This window comes from Psychrobacter pacificensis (assembly GCF_900101915.1).
GTDB lineage: Bacteria > Pseudomonadota > Gammaproteobacteria > Pseudomonadales > Moraxellaceae > Psychrobacter > Psychrobacter pacificensis.
Genome location: NZ_FNAL01000011.1, coordinates 62391 through 78391 on the forward strand (window position 1 = coordinate 62391; position 16001 = coordinate 78391).

15 protein-coding genes and 1 tRNA gene are annotated in these 16001 nt (G+C 42.9%); 9 read left to right on the forward strand and 7 right to left on the reverse strand.

The window, feature by feature from the left end; translation table 11 throughout:
* The first annotated feature begins 64 nt into the window (after window positions 1-64).
* The 4 genes from BLR43_RS08145 (at window position 65) to BLR43_RS08160 (ending at window position 3135) form a co-directional block, all read left to right on the forward strand.
* Window positions 65-604 (forward strand): porin family protein, encoded by a 540-nt coding sequence (locus tag BLR43_RS08145; RefSeq protein ID WP_093070290.1) that lies wholly within the window; start codon window positions 65-67, stop codon window positions 602-604.
* A gap of 218 nt (window positions 605-822) precedes the next feature.
* Window positions 823-1374 (forward strand): porin family protein, encoded by a 552-nt coding sequence (locus BLR43_RS08150; RefSeq protein WP_093070292.1) that lies wholly within the window; start codon window positions 823-825, stop codon window positions 1372-1374.
* Between the two features lie 192 nt (window positions 1375-1566).
* Window positions 1567-2163 (forward strand): NfeD family protein, encoded by a 597-nt coding sequence (locus BLR43_RS08155; protein WP_093070294.1) that lies wholly within the window; start codon window positions 1567-1569, stop codon window positions 2161-2163.
* A 90-nt stretch (window positions 2164-2253) separates the two neighbouring features.
* Window positions 2254-3135, forward strand: coding sequence for an SPFH domain-containing protein (locus BLR43_RS08160; RefSeq protein WP_093070296.1), 882 nt, complete (start codon window positions 2254-2256; stop codon window positions 3133-3135).
* A 77-nt stretch (window positions 3136-3212) separates the two neighbouring features.
* Here the strand turns inward: BLR43_RS08160 and hemN are convergent, their stop codons facing one another.
* Window positions 3213-4706, reverse strand: coding sequence for an oxygen-independent coproporphyrinogen III oxidase (gene hemN / locus BLR43_RS08165; protein ID WP_379542862.1), 1494 nt, complete (start codon window positions 4704-4706; stop codon window positions 3213-3215).
* 375 nt (window positions 4707-5081) lie between these two features.
* On the opposite strand from hemN, the gene BLR43_RS08170 reads away from it, so the two are divergent.
* Window positions 5082-6668, forward strand: coding sequence for a YifB family Mg chelatase-like AAA ATPase (locus BLR43_RS08170; protein WP_093070302.1), 1587 nt, complete (start codon window positions 5082-5084; stop codon window positions 6666-6668).
* 49 nt (window positions 6669-6717) lie between these two features.
* On the opposite strand, the gene BLR43_RS08175 is transcribed toward BLR43_RS08170, so the two are convergent.
* From BLR43_RS08175 to BLR43_RS08190, 4 genes are all read right to left on the reverse strand, one after another.
* Window positions 6718-7401, reverse strand: coding sequence for a phosphoglycolate phosphatase (locus tag BLR43_RS08175; RefSeq protein ID WP_093070304.1), 684 nt, complete (start codon window positions 7399-7401; stop codon window positions 6718-6720).
* A gap of 240 nt (window positions 7402-7641) precedes the next feature.
* The gene (locus BLR43_RS08180; RefSeq protein WP_093070306.1) at window positions 7642-8133 is read right to left on the reverse strand and encodes a DUF4385 domain-containing protein; all 492 of its coding nucleotides are present in this window, start codon (window positions 8131-8133) and stop codon (window positions 7642-7644) included.
* A gap of 194 nt (window positions 8134-8327) precedes the next feature.
* Window positions 8328-8403: transfer RNA gene (locus BLR43_RS08185), tRNA-Phe, on the reverse strand.
* Between the two features lie 122 nt (window positions 8404-8525).
* Window positions 8526-8948 (reverse strand): hypothetical protein, encoded by a 423-nt coding sequence (locus BLR43_RS08190; protein ID WP_071002690.1) that lies wholly within the window; start codon window positions 8946-8948, stop codon window positions 8526-8528.
* A 399-nt stretch (window positions 8949-9347) separates the two neighbouring features.
* On the opposite strand from BLR43_RS08190, the gene hisB reads away from it, so the two are divergent.
* The 4 genes from hisB to BLR43_RS08210 all read left to right on the forward strand — a co-directional run bounded on the left by hisB (window position 9348) and on the right by BLR43_RS08210 (window position 12431).
* Window positions 9348-9995 carry an imidazoleglycerol-phosphate dehydratase HisB gene (gene hisB / locus BLR43_RS08195; protein ID WP_093070309.1) on the forward strand — a complete coding sequence of 216 codons (648 nt, stop codon included), beginning with the start codon at window positions 9348-9350 and terminating at the stop codon, window positions 9993-9995.
* A 184-nt stretch (window positions 9996-10179) separates the two neighbouring features.
* Complete coding sequence (gene hisH, locus BLR43_RS08200; RefSeq protein ID WP_093070311.1) at window positions 10180-10815, forward strand: imidazole glycerol phosphate synthase subunit HisH; 636 nt, start codon at window positions 10180-10182, stop codon at window positions 10813-10815.
* A gap of 171 nt (window positions 10816-10986) precedes the next feature.
* Window positions 10987-11364, forward strand: a complete 378-nt coding sequence (locus BLR43_RS08205) for a hypothetical protein (RefSeq protein WP_025645257.1) — start codon at window positions 10987-10989, stop codon at window positions 11362-11364.
* Window positions 11365-11501: 137 nt separating this feature from the next.
* Complete coding sequence (locus BLR43_RS08210; RefSeq protein WP_093070313.1) at window positions 11502-12431, forward strand: DJ-1/PfpI family protein; 930 nt, start codon at window positions 11502-11504, stop codon at window positions 12429-12431.
* Window positions 12432-12507: 76 nt separating this feature from the next.
* Here BLR43_RS08210 and BLR43_RS08215 read toward each other — a convergent pair whose 3' ends face one another.
* Entirely contained in the window at window positions 12508-13827 is a 1320-nt protein-coding gene (locus BLR43_RS08215; RefSeq protein WP_093070315.1) for a valine--pyruvate transaminase, read from the reverse strand.
* 400 nt (window positions 13828-14227) lie between these two features.
* Window positions 14228-15967 carry a hypothetical protein gene (locus BLR43_RS13735; protein ID WP_208855956.1) on the reverse strand — a complete coding sequence of 580 codons (1740 nt, stop codon included), beginning with the start codon at window positions 15965-15967 and terminating at the stop codon, window positions 14228-14230.
* Window positions 15968-16001 lie beyond the last annotated feature (34 nt).

Below are 16001 nucleotides of genomic sequence, written 5' to 3' on the forward strand. Positions count from 1 at the left end.
TACGGCCAAATGGTCAATACAACTAAATAACTTGTTTGTCCAAATTCACTTGAAGGAGCTAATAATGAAAACTCTACAAAAAACTATACTTGCACTAGCAACTGGTTCTTTACTTACTGTAGGTGCAAACGCCGCTGTTAACTATGGTAACGGCTATACAGGCCAACCTTATGTTGGTGCTAAGATTGGTCAATTTGACAATGATGTAGACGGTGATGATCCAACTGCTTATGGTGTATATGCTGGTTACAACTTTGATCCTAACTTTGGTATGGAAGTTGAGTATGTTGGTTCAGATGATGCTGACCTAGATAACAATGCTGGCGACTATGATACCAAAACTTATGGCGCGTACGGTACTTACCGTTATATGTTTCCAAATACTGCACTATATGCCAAAGGTAAACTTGGTATCGCTAAGACAGAGTTAGAAGCTGATTTTGATAACGGTAACAATGACTCAGTCAGTGATACTGGCATTGCTGGTGGTATCGGTCTTGGTTACGCAGTGAATCCTAACTTCAATGTCGAAACAGAATATGCCATGATGGATAGTGATGCAGATACTAAGCTGCTTACTGTAGGCGCTAACTTAAAGTTCTAAGATAGTATAGCGTACTTGTACCTATAGTCAAAAACGAAGAAACGACCATTATATATGGTCGTTTTTTTATGCCTGTAAAATATTTCTGCAACACATGTTTACTTTGACAAATAATTTGGTATGATACCGCCACTACTAATAACAAGTGAAAAAGAGTTGAGTAGTATTTGATATTAAAAAAACTATTTGTTTATTGAATCCAAGGTTGAAAATACTTTATGAAAAATCTACAAAAAGCGTTACTTGCAGTAATCGCAGGCTCAGTAATGACCATGAGCGCACAAGCAGCCATTTCTTATGGTGCTGGCCAATCATACGTTGGTATTAAAGCTGGTCAATTCATGGTAGATGCTGATGATTTAGATGATCCAACCGCATATGGCGTTTATGCTGGTTATAACTTCGATCCTAACTTTGGTGCTGAGATTGAGTATGTAGGTTCTAATGACGCTGATGTTGATACAGGTATCAGTGGTATTGACGCTGAATTTGATCTAAAAACTTATGGTGCTTATGGTACTTACCGTTATGCATTCCCAAATACTGGTTTATATGCGAAAGGTAAACTAGGCTTTGCTAAAGCTGAGATTGAAGTTTCTGCTGAGGACTTTCTTGGAAACTCTGGAAGTGACAGCGATAGCGACAGTGGTGTAGCTGGCGGTATTGGCTTGGGTTATAACTTCAATCCTAATATGAGTGTTGAAGCTGAATATGACTATGTTGCTGAAGACCTTACGCTATTAACTCTTGGTGCACATTACAAATTCTAAGCTTTGATTTGTGTGGATGACTAAAAGCGATCACTTTAAGTGGTCGTTTTTTTGTGTCAATTTTAGCATTCATTGTGCTTGTTTTATCAAAATACCACACCATAAATAATAATAGGTAATTGATTTTTAAGATAATATTATCTACAAAACTGTGCTACATTGGAAGGTAGGCAGATACAGGAGTAGACAGCGATGATTGAGACTATCTGGATGATTGAACCTTGGCATTGGTTGGTGTTGGGCTTCTCTTTGATGATTGCTGAGATTTTTATTCCGACCTTTGCTAGCCTCTGGTTTGGTGCGGCTGCGGTGATCGTTGCTGCCTTAGCATGGTTGCTGCCCATTCCATTATTATTTCAAGTACTGATCTGGCTTACGCTATCGGTTTTGTTTATGTTTGCTTGGGTCAAATACATCAAGCCGCTGTTAATGAGCCGTAAAAAGATGGGGCAAAGTAGCGATCTGATTATTGGTGAGACGGGCATGATCGTGGTCAAACCGCAAAAAGGCATTTCAGGTATGGTGCGCTTTAACGTGCCTATTTGGGGTGCAGATGAGTGGCCATGCCGCACAGCAGGCGTGAAAGTCGAAGCGGGAGATCGTGTGGTGGTTATAAAGGTGGTCGGCGATGAGCTAATCGTTGCGCCCTCGCAGCGCCTCCAAGCACCTAAAACCATACGGCCAAACAGTACTCCGACGATTAACAGTCAAGTGCCTGCCAAACAATCTAAAGCGGGTAGACTGAGTTTGCACAAAACCGATCTCAAAGAGACAGGTACTAGCAAATAAACGTTATCAGGTACTAAAGATTTTTAAATTAAGAAAAAAAGGACATAAATCACGTCGCTGGCAAATAAAGCAAGGGTCAAGGAGAATCACATGGGTAGTATCTTGAGTAGTTTAAATGGCGTCGGTATCGTGATGCTGGTATTAATAGCATTGGTAATTTTTACCGTTTTTAAAGGCGTTTGTATTGTTCCGCAAGGGTACAAGTGGGTCGTGCAACGGCTGGGTAAATATCAGCAAACTCTAGAGCCTGGCTTTAGTATCATCATTCCTTTTGTGGATAGAGTCGCTTATAAAGTCACCACAAAGGACATCGTACTAGATATCCCATCTCAAGAAGTCATCACCCGTGATAACGTGGTCATCATCGCTAATGCTGTGGCTTATATCAACATCTTGCGTCCAGACAAAGCGGTCTACGGTATTGAAGATTATGAACATGGTATCCGCAATTTGGTACAAACCTCCTTGCGCTCTATTATTGGTGAGATGGATTTGGATAATGCCTTATCGAGTCGTGATGAGATTAAAGCCTTGCTCAAACATGCGATCTCAGAAGACATCGCCGATTGGGGTATTACGCTTAAAACCGTAGAGATTCAAGACATTAACCCCTCGCAAACCATGCAAGCCTCTATGGAAGAGCAGGCCGCGGCAGAGCGTCTACGCCGCGCGACCGTTACTCGTGCTGATGGTCAAAAACAAGCTGCTATTTTGGAAGCAGATGGACGTCTGGAAGCCTCACGCCGCGATGCCGAAGCGCAAGTGGTACTGGCTAAAGGCTCAGAGGAATCAATTCGTCTTATCACAGCGGCGATGGGTGATGAAGAGATGCCGATTGTCTATTTACTTGGCGAGCAGTACATCAAGTCCATTCGTCAACTAGCGGAGTCTGACAATTCAAAAATGGTGGTGTTGCCAGCCGATATCTTGAGCACTGTTAAAGGGATGGTAGGCGATAAATTAAAGCTGTAAATATTTCAAAAAATATCGCAAAAAGACCTCGTTTGAGGTCTTTTTAACGGCTAATAATTGGCTGCCAAATCGTTATATCAGATAACTTTTGAGAAACGGTTTTTATGTTTTTTTTCTAAATACTCATCAAATACCATGGCGACATTGCGACCAAGCAAGCGGCCCCTAGGTAAGACACGAATGCCTGCTGCATCCATATCAATCAGTCTATCTGCTTGCATCTCGCCCAGCTGTTGAATCTCATCAATAAAATAGGTAATCGCATCGATACCGAATTTTTGATTCACATCTTTAAAATCAAGATAGTCGTGGCAGAGCAGGTTCATGATGACATATTCACGTAAGCGATCTTTGATGGACGTTTTAATATATTTCACCGCAGGCATGACCATAGGATTGATTTTCGCCATATCAATCTTAGCTTGGTAGTTCTGTAGATTAGTGTCATTTTGCAAGATGTAGCGCGTATTGCTATTTGCAATTTGACTGATGGATGAGACACCAAAGCCCAATAAATCACAATCGCCCATGATGGTGTAGCCCTGAAAATTACGATGTAATTTTCCTTCGCGCTGGGCGATCGCTAGCTCATCGTCAGGCTTAGCAAAGTGATCGATACCGATATATTGATAGCCCGCTTCGGTTAGCGTGTTGACAGTGTTGCCGAGCATAGCGAGCTTAGCTGCTGGGCTAGGTAGTTTTTCATCTTTGATCTGACGTTGGGCTTTGAAACGCTCAGGTAGATGCGCATAGTTAAAGACAGACAGACGATCTGGTGACATCTCAATGATACGTTGTACCGTTTTGTCTAACGTGTCAGGCGTTTGATGCGGCAAACCATAAATCAGATCGATATTGATGGAGTGAAAACCAAGCCCTCGCGCCTCTGTTAATACATTCTCAATAAGCTCTGCTGAATGTACGCGATTGACCGCGATTTGTACCGTTTCATCTAAGTCTTGCACGCCTAAGCTGATACGATTAAAACCAAGGTTTCGTAATATCTTTAGCGTATTCTCACTCAGCTCACGCGGGTCGATTTCGATAGAGTAGTCGCCTTCATCATCACTCAGAAACTCAAACTGCGTCTGCAAAAACTCCCACAGCTTAACCATCTCTTCATCACGCAAAAATGTTGGCGTACCGCCGCCCAAATGCAGCTGCTTGACCAAGGGCTTATCGCTACCTTCTGACACAGACAGCAAGCGGCGTTTAAGGGCAATCTCAGCCATTAAATACTGCAAATAATCACCAGAGTCGCTATTTTTTTTGGTAATAATCTTGTTGCAGGCGCAGTAATAGCAAAGGTGACGGCAAAACGGAATGTGAAAGTATAAAGACAACGGCGCGCGTGACTCACGATTCTGCAAGATTTTCGTCTCAAGACTAACTGCCTCAAAACCATTTACTCCAATATTCTCAGGTATCGGCGTGAACTCTAGAGCAGTTGGATAAGAGGTATAACGTGGTCCTGAACGATTGTACTTATTGATGATGGCCTCATCAAATGCTGGTAGCTGCTTATTGGTGATACTGCCGCGGGTACTGGCATAAGGGTTGTCTGGTTGCATAACAGGACGCGTGGTCGACGGCGGCGCTTCCGCATCATTGTAGGGCTGCGGGTTAGTTTGTACTGAATAATCTGTCATGCGGTACTCCTCGTTTTGACCCATATTGGCTATAGCATCGCTTTTTTGTGCTGCCAGATGATAACGTTTGCAGTAACAGCTTGGCTATTATAGCAACTGTCTTAAAATATGGTCATTATTATACCAAATCCCTACTTTTAGTATGGTATATCGTGATGGTTTTTAGCATTAATATTGACGGCTTTGGTTTGAGATGATTGTTTTAATATCCTACCTATATTTTTTATAAAACACGACATTTGCACGCTGATAAATAATACTTTATCATCGATTAGTCTCTAATATTAGGAAACGCTGATGTCGTTTGCCCAAGTCTATACCCGCTCAGTCGTCGGCCTGCACGCCCCCAAGGTCATCATTGAGGTACATCTATCACAAGGACTACCTGCATTGACCATTGTTGGTCTACCAGAAGCCGCTGTACGCGAGAGTAAAGACAGAGTACGCTCTGCCATTCTTAATTCAGGTTTTCAGTTTCCTAATCGGCGTCTAACGATTAATTTAGCCCCTGCTGATTTACCTAAAGATGGCGCGCGTCTTGACTTGCCAATCGCTATTGGGATATTGGCGGCAAGCGGACAACTTGAGCCAGAAGTATTATCGGGGTTTGAGTTTATTGGCGAGTTGGCACTCAACGGTGAGCTGCGGCAGGTGACCGGTAGCTTGGCTGTCGCTCGCGCGATTAAGGCAGAAGGATTGGCATCAACGTTGTCGAAAACGTTGTCAAAGGCGAGTGACTCTGTAAAAAACGAGCAACATGTTACCTTACAGAGCGCACCACAATTAATCGTACCGATTGACAATGGTCGTGAGGCTAGCCGTGTGGATGGCGTGACGATATTGGCAGCGAAGAGTCTAAAAGCAGTATGTAACCACTTGCAGTCACTGGCGGATCCAAGCGGATCTTATGACTGCTTGAAGGTGGTAACGCCCAGTCCAGCACCGCAGCATGTAGGCTATCAAGTGGATTTAGCCGATGTCAAAGGACAGCACCATGCCCGCCGCGCGCTAGAGATAGCAGCAGCTGGCGGTCATTCGTTATTGTTTACAGGGCCACCGGGTTCTGGCAAAACGCTCATGGCCTCACGTTTGCCGACGATATTGCCTGATCTCAGTGCTGAGGATGCGCTCGAGGTAGCTAGTACGTATTCAGTGGCAGACAGTGATTACGATTACGGCACACGTCCCTTTAGGCAAGTGCATCACACCATATCAGCCGTGGCGTTGGTTGGCGGCGGCTCACGGCCCAAACCGGGCGAGATTACGCTTGCTAATAAAGGGGTGTTATTCCTTGATGAGTTACCAGAATTTGATCGGAGCGTGCTTGAAGTATTACGCCAGCCGTTAGAAGCCAAGCAAATCACTATTAGCCGCGCCAACTCGCAAATGACCTTTCCAGCCAACTTTCAACTGGTCGCAGCTATGAATCCGTGCCCGTGTGGTTATGATGGCGATACCTCAGGGCGCTGCCGCTGTCGACCTGAGCAAATCAAACGCTATCAAGACAAACTCTCAGGGCCACTATTAGATCGTATTGATTTGCATATTACCGTACCAGCATTGCAGATTGCTGACTTACAAAGCGCGCAGGCAGGGGAAACATCCAAACAAGTACGCGAGCGAGTAGCAGCCGCGCATCAGCATCAATTAAAACGACAACAAAAAGTCAATAATGAGCTAAGCCCGAGCGAAATCGATGAATATATCAAATTAGGCGATAGCGAAAAACAACTATTGCAACTTGCTCAGCAGCGCTTGAATTTATCCGCACGCGGCTACCATCGGGTGTTACGAGTCGCGCGTACTATCGCGGACTTGGCCAACAGTACAGATATTAACAGCGCCCATGTGTCAGAGGCGCTCAGCTATCGTAGTAAGGAGTAGTCTTCGTTTGAGCCAACTATCACATCCGTTTGATAGAGGCTTTTATGGGTTAGATGTTATCTTTCATAATCCAAGTAACCAAATCCGTAAAATGATCAAACGCCTCGGTTGGGCCGAGTTCACGAATGTCTTGCCCGTAGTTATAGCCATAGGATAGTCCAAGCGTGTCCATATTGGCGTTTTGACCCGCCAAGATGTCGTTTCTAGAATCGCCAATCATAATCGCTTGGTCAGGAGTAATCCCCAATTGAGTACAGACATGCAGTAGGGGCGCTGGATCTGGCTTTTTGGTGGATAGACTGTCGCCGCCCATCACTTCACTAAACAGATCTTGCCAGCCGAATGATTCTAATATTTTGGGGACAAAACGAATGGGTTTGTTAGTGACTAGAGCGAGCGTGTAGCCAGCCGCGTGAAGTTGTTTAAGGCCACTATCGACATCGGGATAAGCAACGGTTTTGCTACCACCAATCTTAGTATATGCCTCAAAAAATATTTGCTCCGCGTGATCGGCCTCGGCTTTGGTCAGTGCGCCCTCTGGGACAGTGATATCACCGACCAAAGCACGCTCTACAAGCATTCGTGAACCATTGCCTATCCAATTGCGTATCGTCTCAATTGGGTAGGTGTCTTTACCAAGCGTGGTCAGCATTGCATTGGTGGCATCGGCCAAATCAGGCACGCTATCAATGAGTGTGCCATCAAAATCAAAAATTAAAAGTTGCTTATTCATTGTTCCTCACTATTGAAAGTCATTATATTTATTGTATTAGATATTCCGTGTTATACCTTAGCACGGTAGTATTTTAAGACTGGTCAATTTAGTGTTGTTATATTCTCAAGTTTATGAGCATTAGCAGTTACTCGACATCTTTATATAGTCAATCCACTAAAAAGCGTTACAGCGTTAACCTCGCTTGAAGTATGACGTATACATCTGCACTCGGTTGCCTTGTACCACTCTTAAATTGGATCAACTATAACGCGCGCGGTGTTCTTTTTTCATTCTTAGATAATCTTCGTTCTCACGACACTGGTCCCATTTTTGCTTAAAAATACGCGCCGATTCTGCCTTGATCGGGTCTTCGGCTTGTCGTGGTAACTCTTCGCGACCATGGGCGCCGCTTTGGCCTTTTTTGTCATCAGGTACTGGCCCTTTATATTTTTTACCGCCCTTGTGATTGGCATAGCGGCGAGCACGAGTGTAACCCATTTGGATGAACTTACGTGCCATATCCGCGCCAACGAAGTCATCATCTGCTAAATAATCTAAAAACATCTGATAAATGGTTTCACTGCTCTCGCGGGCGATATCAGGCGTGGCAAAACGCCAATGCGGGAGGATTTCAGACTTGTAAGGCTCTACAAGTAATACGCCTTGCTCACCGCGCCCGACGCGGTATAACTCAGGATGCGCGCGCAGATCAAGATTTTTATAATCCAAGTCGTAATCAAATTCTCTCATATCTGCCACCTAGGCTCTGTACTATGATGGGTATCTATTCATTCATAGTTACTGAGTATACTGAGCCAAGCGGTGTAGAAAAAAGCACAAAAATGTTATACAACCGTGAGTAAAGCGAGCGATGAGTATAAATAACAGACATAAAAAAAGCCCCAAACATTGCTGTTCGGGGCTTTTTAGAATCTATTAACGAATGGTGGCTCGAGGCAGGATCGAACTGCCGACACACGGATTTTCAATCCGTTGCTCTACCGACTGAGCTATCGAGCCGTCTTCGTTGAGGCGCTATTAAACTAAATATAGGCTCGGCTGTCAAGTGATTTTTGCGTTATATCTCATAAAAGTCGATAAATAAACAAATATTGGCGAAATAAACCCTATTTACTCTATATTTAGTCTTTTACGCGCAGGAGTTCGTACTCGCTCATAATTCGGTGAATATCTGCATCCGCAGGGACAAATTCACGCACGCCTTTTTTGACCTCGGCATCATAGACCAGTTTAATAAATTTGGCATCGATGGCGCGTTTACGGTTCTCTGGATGTACCGTCAGATATTGCAAACGCTTGGCATCGGTCTGTCCATCATCAAAACAGGCAACCGCAGCGATAGGCTTATCATTGAACATACCAACATAGAGGTATTGCCCGCGTTTGAATCCTTGCGCCACTATGCTTAACACCTCAGCACCATCAGGCTGCGCATCATCACTATCGTACAATGCCTGCAAGCGTTCTGCTAGCTCATTATCGCGAGCAGGTTTTTTGATAAGTGGCGCATCCAAGCTATTAATAGCGATCGCTTCTAAAGGCATAGCAGTTCCTATAAACAGAGGGTTTTTATAGTATAAAGTCAGTATTACACCGCACTATGTCATAGAGAGTAGTGCCATAAAGGTGAGACTGTCAACGTTCGCGCCAGTCATGATTGATAATACTAAACACACTATTTTAGCAGAATGACGTAAATTTGTGCGTGGTTTGGTGCTTGGTCGTGGCAGTAAATGTTAGGGTTTGCTATGATGAGGCTAAATCATATGTGATACACATCAACCCTAATATATTGATATCTTTTGTATATATCACTTTTTCATACATTTTTTGTGGGCGCTGATGGCAGCGCTAGCCTCAATGTAACAGACAGCAATGGGCGATGTTTTACCCTATTTATAATTGACCGCTTTTCACTGATAAAAAACCGATAGAGAATAGCCATGACAGCCAATGCAACTGAGCAAAATCAAGCAACAAACCTAAATTTATACGGTCGCCCTGAGCGCATCGCGACCGTTGAGCGTATCACTGCCGAAACTCAAATCACTTGTACCATCAACCTCGATGGTACAGGCAAAGGCGTGGTAGACACGGGCGTACCATTTTTGGATCATATGATCGATCAGATTAAGCGTCATGGTTTGTTTGACTTGGATATCAAGTGCAACGGTGACACCTTTATTGATGACCATCATAGCGTTGAAGACACCGGTATTACCCTTGGTCAAGCATTTAACAAAGCGTTGGGCGATAAAAAAGGCATCCGTCGTTATGGGCACTTTTATGCGCCATTAGATGAGTCGTTGACACGCGCTGTGGTGGATTTATCAGGGCGTCCAGGGCTGCATATGGATATTCCGTTTACGCGCTCGCACGTTGGCCGCTTCGATGTTGACCTATTCAGTGAGTTCTTTTATGGGTTCGTCAATCACTCGTGGATGACGGTGCACTTGGATAATCTCAAAGGTAAAAACAGCCATCACCAGATTGAATCAACCTTTAAAGCCTTTGCTCGTGCGCTGCGTATGGCCTGCGAATATGATGAGCGTGCGCTGAATACCTTGCCATCGACCAAAGAGGCTTTCTAAGACGCATTTAAGGCTGTTCTACAAGGTTACTCAAGAGGGTCAGTTAAGTTTGGCGTACTGGTTGTACAGCCTGCGCTTAACTTCCTTGTAGCAAAACCTTATCTACACCTTAGGAACAGAAAATAGTATACAAAATAGTATAAATAGTATAGTAGTCAAAATATTTAAAAACGAGAACCAATTGATGACCAAAGTAGCGCTATTAGATTATGGTATGGGCAATTTGCATTCAGCTGGCAAAGCCTTGTCGGTAGTCGGGGCAGATGTCTCTATCACCAATGCTCCAAAAGTTGTCGCGGCAGCAGATAAAATTGTCTTCCCTGGTGTTGGCGCGATGCGTGATTGTATCGCTGGTATGCATGAGGCAGGCATTGATGACGTGGTACGCGATGCAGTGTTTAACAAACCCGTGATGGCCATCTGTGTGGGGATGCAAGCGTTATTTGAGCAATCGGCTGAAAATGGAGGTACAGACTGCCTTGGCATCTTAAACGGTACGGTAGAAGCGTTTGACCCTACGTGGAAAGACAAACAAGGCGCAACGATAAAAGTACCACATATGGGCTGGAATACGATTAGTGGTATGGATTTTGACCATCCGCTTTGGCACGGTATCGAGGACAACGCGCACTTTTACTTTGTGCACAGCTACTACTGCGCACCTAACGATAACTCTCAAGTCGCCGCTATCTGTGATTATGGCCAGCCGTTTTGTGCCAGTATCATCAAAGACAATCTATTTGCCACCCAGTTCCATCCAGAAAAGAGCCATACCGCTGGCTTGCAACTGCTAAAGAATTTTGTCGAGTGGAATGTGTAGATAGGCAGTAAACGTAAATTGCACATTTGCTTCAGAATAGGGTAGGTTATCGCTTGTATAGTCTGCCTTTTTTATTCTCCACTATTGTCATTCTTAACTATCAATTTTTAGTTATTATTGTTTAGTGATACGCTCAATCATTTTCTGCTCGCTTATATTTGGAATACTCTAGTGGACTTTAACACCTTTAAAATAAACGTTGTTGAAACAACTGGCCTTGCCAAAGATGCGTTACACATTTACGTCGGCGTCGGCGTCTATCTGCTCAGCATGTTTATCTTACGCCCTATCATTAAGAATCAGACTATCAGAGCCTTTTTAGCACTATTAGTCGTCATTAGCGTAGCACTGCTAGGTGAATATTTCGACAATCGTCACATCATCGTGCCAAAAGGCCTTCTGGCTCTAAAAGGTACAGATATCAAAGCAAGTATTCATGATCTCATTAATACCTGCCTGCTGCCTTTCGTGCTGTTTGCTCTAAATAAGTGGACAAGGATTTTTCAAGCGAGCAGCTCACCAAGTAAGCTACTAAAGAAAACCCGTTAAAACAGTTTTTCAATCCTGCTTTACAAAGCTTACGAAACATAAAAATTCTCATCTATTTAATGCTGTCTTCATTTGTTACCTTAGATTGATCATTTCTAGCTACTCAATAAATATAAATCATAAAAAAGGAAGCCACTATGAATATGCAAGATCTATTAGATAAAGCCAAAGACACCTTAGACAACGCCAAAAATACTCTAGGCTTAGAGCCGCAAGAAACTGAAGCAGGCATTTATATTCCCTCAACATCATCGCTAAAGATAGCTGCGCCGAATAAAACCAACTACGATCATACTAATTACGATAATCCCTATAAGGGCGATAAGAAAATCATGATGGTCTGTACCGAAGAGCAGTACATGACTATGGAGAACGGCAATAAATTTGATACCGGTAATCATCCGGTGGAGATGATGGTGCCGTTATTACATTTTAAAAAAGCAGGCTTTGATGTCGATGTGTTTACGCCAACAGGCGAGGCGGTCAAGGTCGAGCAGTGGGCGATGCCAGAGGACGATGACGACGTTAAACAAATCTATAGTGAGTACGAGTCCAAGTTTAACAATCCCAATAGTATCGCTGACTTTGTCAAAAATGACATGGCCAATAGCGACGACTATGCAGCGATTTTTATCCCGGGTGGTCATGGCGCGATGCTAGGCTTGCCTGAGGACAAGAACCTCGGTGCATTGCTACGTTGGGGACACGATAATGATCTCTTTACCTTAGCGATTTGTCACGGGCCTGCAGCGTTATTGGCGGCTGACCTTAATAGTCCTGACAGTTCTGATGAAGACAATTCCAAGCGTGACTTTATTTTTAAAGGTTATAAGATGGTCGCGTTCCCCACTGTCATGGATAAGCAAATGCCAAAAATTGGCTATCTGCCTGGTACGATGCCATGGTACTTTGGGGATAAGCTTGAAGACCTAGGCGTTACTATTGATAATAAACTGGCCTCAGGACAAACGCATCAAGATAGAAAGCTAATCTCAGGTGATGGGCCACTAGCAGCGAATGACTTTGGTAAAATGAGTGCTAAAGCTTTATTAAAAGAGTTTGGTTAGATCGTTTTCATAAAGTCATCATATAAAAAAACGGACTATTTATTAGTCCGTTTTTTATATTCAAAAAGAGCAGGTTTTACTTAGCCTCATCGTACAGCTTTCGCACCACCTCACCAATCACCGCAATGCCTTTGGCCAACGTGTCCTCATCTGCCGCGATACTCATGCGAATACACTCATGCGCGTGTTGATAGTCACTGACATCGACACCGGGGAAGAAATACTCACTCGGCACGATAAGCGTCCCTTTTTCTTTCAAAGTCTCATACAGCTCAAGGGTAGTAATCGGTAAATCCTTGAACCACAGCCACAAGAATATCGCGCCTTCAGGCTTATGAATCACTAGCGGGTAATCGCCCAATTCTTTTTTAAGTAAGGTAACTGCGGTCTTCGCTTGCTGCTGATAAAAAGGCTTAATCTCATTATCAGATAACTGCTTGATACGGTCGTTTTCGACCAGTGGCGTGGCAATCGCTGCCCCAAAGCGGGTCGGCGCTAGATTGACCACGGCATTCATCGCGCTGACCGCCTCAATCACTTTAGCATCAGCCACGATAATACCGGTACGCATACCGGGCAAGCCAATCTTCGACAGACTAAAGCACAGAATCGTATTGTTATCCCAGTTCAAATTCACATCAGAGTAGATGATATTCGGGAAGGGCATACCGTAGGCGTTGTCGATAATCAGCGGAATGTCATAGCGCGCCGCAATCTCGGACAAATGCGCCATTTCGTTATCGGTCAGCACGTTGCCCGTCGGGTTGGTCGGGCGTGAGCAGCAAATCGCCCCGATACGACCTTCCTTTAACGCGGGCAAGTTCTCCAACTCGTCAAAATCCACGCGATATTTAAAGAAGCCTGCTTCGCCATCATGCGTCACTTCATCGATATGCGGCAATACGGCAGTGAAATGCTGACCTTCGACATGCACATCGCTATAGCCGATATACTCAGGGGTCAATGGCAGTAGAATGGATTTGTCGACAGATTCGTTCTGCTCATCAGTGAAAGCACCGCCAAACAGATTAAACAGATAGAAAAACGCATTTTGTGAGCCATTGGTCAGAGCGATGTTGTCTGCCGTGAGATTCCAATCATAATGACGGTTAAAAAAGCCAACCAACGCATCGATAAAGCCAGCATCCCCTTGCGGATTGGAGTAGTTCGCCATGCTAATAATCGCGCTACTGTTGGGCACGTCTGCATCGTTGTCAACGCCCAGCGCCTTATAGGTCTCTAAAAACAACTCATTGACGGCATCAATTTTGGCAGGGTTACCACCGCCCAGCATGTTGACTGGCTGATCGCTTTTTAGCGCATCGCCCAGATCATCCATCAATTGTGAGATGCCCGTAGGCTGGGTAAATTTTTGACCGAACTTTGAGAATTTCATAAGACTACCATGCTGTTTGGGAGGGTGTTATAAGTGGGTATTTAACCGATAAAGTTGGGCTAGTATAGCAAATGAGGGCTATAAAATAAGCAAAGTGCGGGGCTGATATTGACTTATATGTCTATACAGCTTACGAAGCAAAAAAACGCCTTCTATTCATATAGAAGGCGTTTTTTTTATTTATTTAAAGGTATTAAATCCTCTCCATTCTTCGTAAATTATGTACAAAGTTCTGGAATGCACATCGACAACTCGGTGAAGAGGGGATAGCTACTCTACGATTATTAGGCGCTATGAGAACATGATGCTTTTTACCCTTGCGATAGTACCAACCTGATTTTAGTTTACGATTAACAAGCTTGTCGATTTGAGAGTTATTACTAAATTTCATAGCTATCTCCTATGTTTCAAATTCATAACATAGGCGAAAGCCAATTTTTATATACTTATATCTACCTGTACTTGCAAAAGGGGGTTTGTGTCTAAAATACTGATCACCACTGAATGATGTTAAGGAGTTTGAACGTATACAGCTAAAATCCTGTAACCATTCTGCGAACAAGTGAGAGTCCATAAACCTTAGGTTGTTTCTAACTACGAATTTTGGACTGTTGAAATACATATTTAATGACTGAAAGTCTTTTTCATCCACATATGGAGGTTGACGTGTTTTATCACCGTTAGAGTCGACAAAAAAACAGTATTGTTCAGAAGAGTAAACTGAATCGCGGTTTTTTTCATCCATCACTAATCGATGATATGACGTAATTGCAAGGTATTCATCTAAACTCAACAAACGTGCTTCCACGTCATTTTCAGAATTAAACCAGTCAATATACTTAAGAACATCATAGCCAGTTAGTGCAACAGGAAGCGTTCTATCTACCTCGTTATTAGCTGTTTCTAGCGTATCAAGATTTGTTTTACTCAAATTTGGATTGGAACGCCTTGTAAAGTATTCAGTATTCTCGCGTTTGAATTTTTCAAAATCTTCAATAGAAATTAAATCAGAAACCATAAGAGTGCTTTGGTCAGAAATCTCAACTCTTTGAAAATTTGGTAGTTTCTTATTCGTGTTTAAAGACTTTAAAGTTTTTGAATAGTCAGTATGGTAGTAAGATTTTAACAGCTCTAAAATACCTGGATAGTTACCAATACTCCCTCCACTCTCATAAAAACTATCTTCTGCTTTATGTAAATCTTCAGCTCTGAAACCCTCATATTCAAAATAATACCAACGCTTGAAATGGTAGTCATCGACAAAACTAGGAATTTCGGAAAGTCTCAAATAAGGTTCAAATTGTGAGTCATGTTGAAACAATTTATCGCGCTGATTACGAAAAACAAAACTATACTCTCCATTTTTGCCTTTGAGAAAAATAAGATTGTCGTTGTAAGGAATGACGTCAACCCAACCACCTTCAAGATTTTTTACTCTTTTGACAAACATATTGAATAACTCATTTTCTGAGTCGATATTTTCAGGTGAACGTTGATAAATACACAGTTCAGGAATGTTTGTACTTTTTGGGATAGTAAGTTGATCACCAATAATATTAAAGCCAGGCTGAATGATAAATAACATCTCAGAACCTATGATGATATCAAGAAGACTGCGCATATTGCAGTACTTGTTTCCTCGAACTGGCATCTCTTTGTCTGGATTGTCGTTAGCCCACTGAATTTTTTTAGAAACGTCTTGTGTAATTCCTAAATCTACATGACCAATATAGTTACCATCATCAAAATGTCTATCATAATGAAAGTCATAACCTGTAAATATTGCCTTAGGGATAGGTTTACCGCTATAGAAAAAACGTTCAGAAATATCTTGATAGGTTAAGCGTAAGCGAGGACTATCGTAACCTGAAAACTTAGGTGAAACTAAGTCAGTAAGGGTGGTGAGGTGATGTTCTTGCATAAAAGGTTTGAGCTTTGTCTCATACTCGGTCTTGTAGCCAGCAATACCACCTTTGACGCCTAAGGCATTAGCACATGCGTTGAGTAAAGTGTTATAACTGACTTTTTCTCTATCACGAGAAGCATTTTTTACAGACGACTTGATAGACTCTGGAGATAAGCCATTAATGGGAATAATATGGAATTTTTTCAACGGGAGGTAAGACGTAGGCTGTTTCATAAATTAATCCTGTTTGTTTATTACATACTCTTAT